6 protein-coding genes are annotated in these 6,922 nt (G+C 60.2%); 4 read left to right on the top strand and 2 right to left on the bottom strand.

The genetic code is table 11. The features are described from left to right. The first annotated feature begins 103 nt into the window (after positions 1-103). The 3 genes from CEC48_RS20220 to CEC48_RS20210 all read left to right on the top strand — a co-directional run bounded on the left by CEC48_RS20220 (position 104) and on the right by CEC48_RS20210 (position 2,393). Positions 104-580, top strand: coding sequence for a thioesterase family protein (locus CEC48_RS20220; protein ID WP_088425357.1), 477 nt, complete (start codon positions 104-106; stop codon positions 578-580). Positions 581-589: 9 nt separating this feature from the next. Next, positions 590-1,750, top strand: a complete 1,161-nt coding sequence (locus CEC48_RS20215) for a gamma-butyrobetaine dioxygenase (RefSeq protein WP_088425356.1) — start codon at positions 590-592, stop codon at positions 1,748-1,750. A gap of 379 nt (positions 1,751-2,129) precedes the next feature. Further along, positions 2,130-2,393 carry a hypothetical protein gene (locus CEC48_RS20210; protein WP_003216918.1) on the top strand — a complete coding sequence of 88 codons (264 nt, stop codon included), beginning with the start codon at positions 2,130-2,132 and terminating at the stop codon, positions 2,391-2,393. A gap of 106 nt (positions 2,394-2,499) precedes the next feature. Here the strand turns inward: CEC48_RS20210 and CEC48_RS20205 are convergent, their stop codons facing one another. Continuing rightward, complete coding sequence (locus CEC48_RS20205; protein WP_088425355.1) at positions 2,500-3,603, bottom strand: GlxA family transcriptional regulator; 1,104 nt, start codon at positions 3,601-3,603, stop codon at positions 2,500-2,502. A gap of 529 nt (positions 3,604-4,132) precedes the next feature. Further along, the gene (locus tag CEC48_RS20200; RefSeq protein WP_088425354.1) at positions 4,133-5,509 is read right to left on the bottom strand and encodes an L-serine ammonia-lyase; all 1,377 of its coding nucleotides are present in this window, start codon (positions 5,507-5,509) and stop codon (positions 4,133-4,135) included. A 414-nt stretch (positions 5,510-5,923) separates the two neighbouring features. Here CEC48_RS20200 and CEC48_RS20195 point away from each other — a divergent pair, with 414 nt between their 5' ends. Continuing rightward, the gene (locus tag CEC48_RS20195; protein WP_017476446.1) at positions 5,924-6,871 is read left to right on the top strand and encodes a choline ABC transporter substrate-binding protein; all 948 of its coding nucleotides are present in this window, start codon (positions 5,924-5,926) and stop codon (positions 6,869-6,871) included. Positions 6,872-6,922 lie beyond the last annotated feature (51 nt).

Genomic DNA, 6,922 nt, shown 5'->3' with positions numbered 1-6,922 from the left:
CGCGAAGGCGGTGTATCAGTCGATGTATTCACCGCCTGGCACACCGCCTTCGCGAGCAAGCCCGCTCCCACATTTTGACTGCGTACATTTTGGAATTTAAGTCATGCCCGCACTCACCACCTACACCACCAAAATCCTCCCCGACTGGGTCGACTACAACGGCCACCTGCGCGATGCGTTCTACCTGCTGATCTTCAGCTACGCCACCGACGCGCTGATGGACACCCTGGGCCTGGACAGCGAAAACCGCGAAGCCAGCGGCCACTCGCTGTTCACCCTGGAGCTGCACCTCAACTACCTGCACGAAGTGAAGCTGGGCGCCGACGTCGAAGTGCACACCCAACTCATCGCCCACGACCGCAAGCGCCTGCACCTCTATCACAGCCTGCATCTGGTGGGCGACGAAAAGGAGCTGGCCGGTAACGAACAGATGCTGCTCCACGTCGACCTCGCCGGGCCGCACTCGGCGCCGTTCAGCGAGGCGGTACTCGGCAAGCTTGCGAGCATCAGCGCCGAACAGATCGAGCTGCCGAAGCCCGCCCTGCTCGGCCGCGTGATTGGACTGCCACCCCAAAAATAAGGAATCGCCATGCAAACCGCCGCCGCTGTTGCCGACTTCCGTACTTACCCGTTGATCAGCGAACCTGCCGATGTGCAGGTGCACAGCGACCACCTCAGCGTGAAATGGGCCGATGGGCGGGTCAGCCCGTTCCATCACCAGTGGCTGCGGGACAACTGCCCGTGCCCTGTCTGCGTCTACAGCGTGACCCGTGAGCAAGTGCTGGAAATCGTTGATGTGGACGAAAACCTCACGGCCGTCAGTGCAGGTATCGACCAGGGCTTGCTGACGGTGGCATGGAGTGGCGGGCATCGCAGCCAATACGATCCCGGCTGGCTGCGGGCGCACGCCTATGATGATGAATCCCGCGCCGAACGGCGGGCCGCCAAGCCGAAATCCCGGCTGTGGGACCGTACGTTCGAGCTGCCTGCCTTCGACTACGCAGCCCTGATGGAAGACCCGATAGCACTGCTGCAATGGCTGCTGGCTTTGCGAGACAGCGGCCTCACTCAAGTGCGCGGCGTGCCCACCGAACCCGGCTCACTGGCGCTGATCGCCAAGCGCATCTCGTTCATCCGCGAGAGCAACTTCGGCGTGCTGTTCAACGTGCAATCCAAGGCCGATGCCGACAGCAACGCCTACACGGCCTTCAACCTGCCGCTGCACAGTGATTTGCCGACGCGAGAGCTGCAACCCGGGCTGCAATTGCTGCATTGCCTGGTAAACGACGCCGACGGTGGCGAGAGTATTTTTGTCGATGGTTTTGCCATTGCCGGGGCGCTGCGGGATGAAGACCCCGAAGCCTTTCGCGCGCTGTGCGAGATCCCGGTGGAATTTCGCAACAAGGACCGTCACAGCGACTATCGCCGGCTGGCGCCGATCATTGCGCTGGATGCCTTGGGTGACGTCGCCGAGATTCGCATGGCCAACTTTCTGCGTGGGCCGTTTGAGGCGCCGGCAGCGCAGATGCCCTTGCTGTATCGCGCCTATCGCCGGTTTATTGCGATGACGCGCGAAGCGCGTTTTCGGCTGGTCAAACGCCTGAACCCGGGCGAGCTATGGTGCTTCGATAACCGCCGCACCCTGCATGCGCGCAATGCCTTTGACCCAGCGTCCGGCGCGCGGCATTTCCAGGGCTGCTACATCGATCGGGATGAGTTGTTGTCCCGGATATTAGTGTTGCAGCGGTAGACCGAGGCGCGCCCTTCGCGAGCAAGCCCGCTCCCACAGTTGACCGAGTTCCTCCTGAAAAAACGCGGTCAACTGTGGGAGCGGGCTTGCTCGCGAAGGGGCCAGCAGCTTCACCTCAAATTTCAGCTCAAAAAAAGCCCCGATCAAGCCGTGACAGGATCGGGGCAGAGTGCTTTGTGTGAGCTGCGCATCCCGAGGGTGACCAAACCTTCAAGCTGCTTGCTTGGTGCCAGTGTGCACACTCCCCTTCTTGCCGAGTTAGCCGAAAACGACCTGTTCATAGGTGTCCCGGACATTCGCGCATTCAGGCCTTGCCGACTCGGTGATGGCCTACCAGAATCGACCTCAGTCCCCCGCTCCCCTAACAAGGATAAACGTCATGATGCACGCGGATTTGATTGACCAGGATGACCTGCTGGGCCAACTGCGGTCGTTGGGTTTCGAAGTGTCCAGCGGCGCGACCGCCGAGCAGGCTTGTGAATGCGCGGTGCGCGGTTTGAGTGCGGCGCGGGCCAAGGCGCTCAAGGGTATGGTTGAGCAGATGTACACCGGCAGCGCGACGATTTTACCGGCGGTGAGGCAGGCGATTGATAAGCAGTTGTTGCCGGCTTTGGTGCAATTTCGGCAGAACTCTGGCGCCTGATAGTCCGCATTCGCGAGCAAGCCCGCTCCCACATTTGACCGAGTTCCACCGTTGAAATGCAGTCGAATGTGGGAGCGGGCTTGCTCGCGAATGCAGGCGACTCGGCTTAGAGCCTTACACTCGCGAAAGTCGACTCATTGCGCGCCTGGCTCAACGCCGACAACGGCCCGGACAGCGGTGACAACACCAGCGCCTGCGGAATCGGCATCATCGCCACTTGCTGCGTGGTGTTGGAACCCACGCGCTCATCCCGCGGCGGAATGCCGAAGTATTCGCGGTAGCACTTGGAGAAGTGCGGCGTGGAGACAAACCCGCACACCGACGCCACTTCGATGATCGACATCGGCGTTTGCTTGAGCAACTGCCGTGCACGAATCAGGCGCAACTTGAGGTAGTAGCGCGACGGCGAACAGTGCAGGTATTTCTGGAACAGCCGCTCCAGCTGACGCCGGGAAACGGCGACGTACACCGCCAGCTCATCGAGGTCGATCGGTTCTTCCAGGTTGGCCTCCATCAGCGCGACGATTTCCTGCAGTTTCGGCTGGTTGGTGCCGAGCATGTGCTTGAGCGGCACACGCTGGTGATCCTGTTCGTTGCGGATGCGTTCGTACACAAACATCTCGGAGATCGCCGCCGACAGTTCACGACCGTGGTCGCGGCTGATCAGGTGCAGCATCATGTCCAGCGGCGCGGTACCGCCCGAACTGGTGAAACGGTTGCGGTCGAGGGTGAACAGGCGTGTGCTCATGGCAACGCGTGGGAAAGCTTCCTGCATCGACGCCAGGCATTCCCAGTGCACGCTGCAATCAAAACCGTCCAGCAAGCCGGCGCAAGCCAGGGCCCAACTGCCGGTGCACACCGCGCCAAGGCGACGGGACTGGCGCGCCTGGCTTTGCAGCCACGACACATGTTCACGGGTCACGGTGCGCTGGATGCCCACACCGCCGCAGACAATCACAGTGTCCAGGGCCGGGGCTTTGTGCATGGAAGCATCGGGGGTGATTTGCAGACCGTCGCTGGCCCACACCTGGTTTCCGTCCACACTCAACGTCGTCCAGCGATACAGCTCGCGGCCGGAGAGTTGGTTGGCCATGCGCAGGGGTTCGACTGCGGAGGCCAGGGAAATCAGCGTGAAATTGTCCAGCAGCAAAAAGCCGATGGATTGAGGCGCACGGTTCTGGGGTTGAGCCCCGGAGTTGGACGACGTCATCGCGGTATCTCCTCACACAAAGCGGGTGATGGCCTCAGGCGAGGCTCTTGTTATTGCGCTCATCACCTTAAGGAAACTCCTGTGGCGAGAGGCTTTGTGTTGATAGAGCAAATGCCATGCCTAAAGTTGAATGCGCATTCAATAACTCCTGAAAACGACCTCATGACGTGTCTATATAAGCCCGCGCATGGAGTGGGGGATATGACCCGAAAAAGGCATGAGAGGACGCAGGCTCAAGGTGTGTGAGCAGATCGGTAGCACTTGTGGGAAGGGAGAGAAACGACGTGGGAAAAGTCTGTCACCACAAGCACGGGTGACAGATGGTCATGAGGGGAAATCGTTCGGGAGCTACTTATCTAATTGCGACGCGCTAAAAGGTGGCGTGACTGGATCCGGGTGTGCACTTTATGAGCAGGCTGTTCTTCTGTGGCGAGGGAGCTTGCTCCCGCTGGAGTGCGAAGCGCTCCCAAGATTTTGGGGCCGCTGCGCAGCCCAGCGGGAGCAAGCTCCCTCGCCACATAAAGCCGAATCAACACTCGACGGCACTCACCGCCAACCCGCCCCGCGATGTCTCTTTGTACTTGTCATGCATATCCGCCCCGGTATCGCGCATGGTGCGGATCACCCGGTCCAGCGAGATAAAGTGTTGGCCATCACCCCGCAGCGCCATCTGCGCCGCGTTGATCGCCTTCACCGCAGCAATCGCATTGCGCTCGATGCACGGCACTTGCACCAGCCCGCCCACCGGGTCGCAGGTCAGGCCCAGGTTGTGTTCCAGGCCGATCTCCGCCGCGTTGCACAACTGCTCCGGCGTAGCACCAAGAATCTCCGCCAGCCCCGCCGCTGCCATGGCGCACGCCGAGCCGACTTCACCCTGGCAACCGACTTCGGCACCCGAGATCGACGCATTCTTTTTACACAGGATGCCCACCGCCGCCGCGCCGAGGAAATAGTCGACGACGTTGGCCTCAGTCACCTCTTCACTGAACTTCATAAAGTAGTGCAGCACCGCCGGGATAATCCCCGCTGCGCCGTTGGTCGGTGCCGTGACCATGCGCCCGCCGGCGGCGTTTTCTTCATTCACCGCCAGGGCGAACAGGTTGACCCATTCCATCGCGCTCAAGGTTGAGCCGATCACGTTGGGTTTGCCCAGCTCCTGCAAGCTACGGTGCAACTTGGCCGCACGGCGCCTCACATTGAGGCCGCCGGGAAGAATGCCTTCATGCTTGAGGCCTTGCTCCACGCAGTCCTGCATGGCGCGCCAGAGCGTCATCAGGCCGCTGCGGATGTCTTCTTCCGAGCGCCAGGTTTTTTCATTCGCCAACATCAGTTCAGCGACCCGCAGGTTGTGGGTCTTGCACAGCTGCAGCAACTCCACCGCGCTGGAAAAATCATACGGCAGCTCGGTGCGGTCCATGTCCGCCACGCCGCTGGTGGCCTGGGTTTCATCCACCACAAAACCACCGCCTACGGAGTAGTAGGTGTCGCGGTGCAGCTCACCGTTATCACCGAACACCACCAGGGTCATGGCGTTAGGGTGGAAGGGCAGGTTTTCATCGATCAAACGCATGTCCCGCGCCCATAGGAATGGCACCGGCAGACGCCCGTCCAGCAGCAGTGTGTGGGTCTCGCGCAGGGTCTCGATGCGGATGCCGATTTGTGACGGATCAATCGCGTCGGGCCACTCGCCCATCAGGCCCATGATCACCGCGTTATCGCTGCCGTGACCGATGCCGGTGGCCGATAAGGAGCCATACAGCTGAACTTCGACGCGCTTTACTTGTTCCAACACATCACGTTCACGTAGTCCTTGAACGAACAACGCCGCGGCGCGCATGGGGCCGACGGTGTGAGAACTCGAAGGCCCAATGCCGATCTTGAAAAGGTCGAAAACGCTGATAGCCATTGCCTTGAAACTCCGCAGATGAACGGGCCAGGCTCAAATGAGCTGCTACGCTCAGATCGCCCAGATGGCGGCATCATCAAGCTTTTACTCGCCCTCACGGCGTCTCACACCGACGTACCCATGCTTACCAGCGCCGCGCTCGTGGAAGGCGACGTTTTGGCCGTTTTTTGCGGTGCAGATCGGTAAAAAGTGCAGTTTTGCCTTGGAAAAAATCTGTAAGCGACGTCACCGACACTGGATACGACCATCCCTGTACTGGATACGACGCCCCCTGTAGGCGTCAGATTTTCACTGGTACATGATCAGTCTCGACTCGTTTGCACAGTTGCGTGGCAGAGCTGTGCCGCACGCCCAACCGCAACACCTATAAGCGCGGTGTTATCGCCGCCAGAAAAACACCAGGAGTCCACCCCCATGAAAGGTTCCCCGTCGTTGTTGTTGGCCGCCATGCTGAGTCTGCCAGTCCTGGCTCACGCTGCAGAACCGGCGCAATGCCAAACCGTCAACTTCTCCGATGTCGGCTGGACCGACATCACCGTCACCACCGCCACCACCAGCGAAGTCCTCAAGGGCCTCGGCTACAAACCCCGCACCACGATGATTTCGGTACCGGTGACCTACAAGTCGCTGGCCGATGGCAAGAACATGGACATCTTCCTCGGCAACTGGATGCCGACCATGGAAAACGACATCAAGCAGTACCGTGATGCCGGCACCGTGGAAACCGTGCGCGCCAACCTGGAAAACGCCAAGTACACCCTGGCCGTACCGGAAGCGCTGTACAACAAAGGCCTGAAAGACTTCGCCGACATCGTCAAATTCAAGGATGAGCTGGGCGGCAAGATCTACGGTATCGAGCCGGGCAACGACGGCAACCGCACCATCCAGACCCTCATCGACAAAGACGCTTTCGGCCTGAAAACCGCAGGTTTCAAAGTAGTCGAATCCAGCGAAGCCGGGATGCTCTCGCAGGTGGAGCGCGCCACCAAGCGCGACCAGGCCATCGTGTTCCTTGGCTGGGAACCGCACCCGATGAACACCCGCTTCAAGATGAAATACCTGACCGGGGGTGATGATTCGTTCGGCCCCAACTACGGCCAGGCCACCATCTACACCAACGTTCGCAAGGGCTACACCCAGGAATGCAGCAACGTGGGCCAGTTGCTGAAAAACCTGTCGTTCACCCTGAACATGGAAAGCACCCTGATGGGTAATGTCCTGGACGACAAAATGAAGCCTGACGCAGCCGCCAAGGCGTGGCTGAAGAAGAACCCGCAAGTGCTCGACACCTGGCTGGCTGGTGTGACCACCGTCGATGGCAAACCAGGATTGGAGGCCGTCAAAGCTTACCTCGCCAAGTAACCGCTGACCCCGGGCCGGTACGCTGGCCCGGGATGTTTTTCCTCTTCGCAT

The sequence above is a fragment of the Pseudomonas sp. K2I15 genome (assembly GCF_002204795.1).
Classification (GTDB): Bacteria; Pseudomonadota; Gammaproteobacteria; order Pseudomonadales; family Pseudomonadaceae; genus Aquipseudomonas.
Note: the sequence above shows the minus strand (reverse complement) of the source record. Positions and strands in the feature narration are given on the sequence as shown.

What these genes read in the sequence shown, in the direction of transcription:
- CEC48_RS20220 (WP_088425357.1), top strand. Translation starts at nt 104, where the DNA reads ATGCCCGCACTCACCACCTACACCACCAAAATCCTCCCCGACTGGGTC.
- CEC48_RS20215 (WP_088425356.1), top strand. Translation starts at nt 590, where the DNA reads ATGCAAACCGCCGCCGCTGTTGCCGACTTCCGTACTTACCCGTTGATC.
- CEC48_RS20210 (WP_003216918.1), top strand. Translation starts at nt 2,130, where the DNA reads ATGATGCACGCGGATTTGATTGACCAGGATGACCTGCTGGGCCAACTG.
- CEC48_RS20205 (WP_088425355.1), bottom strand. Translation starts at nt 3,603, where the DNA reads ATGACGTCGTCCAACTCCGGGGCTCAACCCCAGAACCGTGCGCCTCAA.
- CEC48_RS20200 (WP_088425354.1), bottom strand. Translation starts at nt 5,509, where the DNA reads ATGGCTATCAGCGTTTTCGACCTTTTCAAGATCGGCATTGGGCCTTCG.
- CEC48_RS20195 (WP_017476446.1), top strand. Translation starts at nt 5,924, where the DNA reads ATGAAAGGTTCCCCGTCGTTGTTGTTGGCCGCCATGCTGAGTCTGCCA.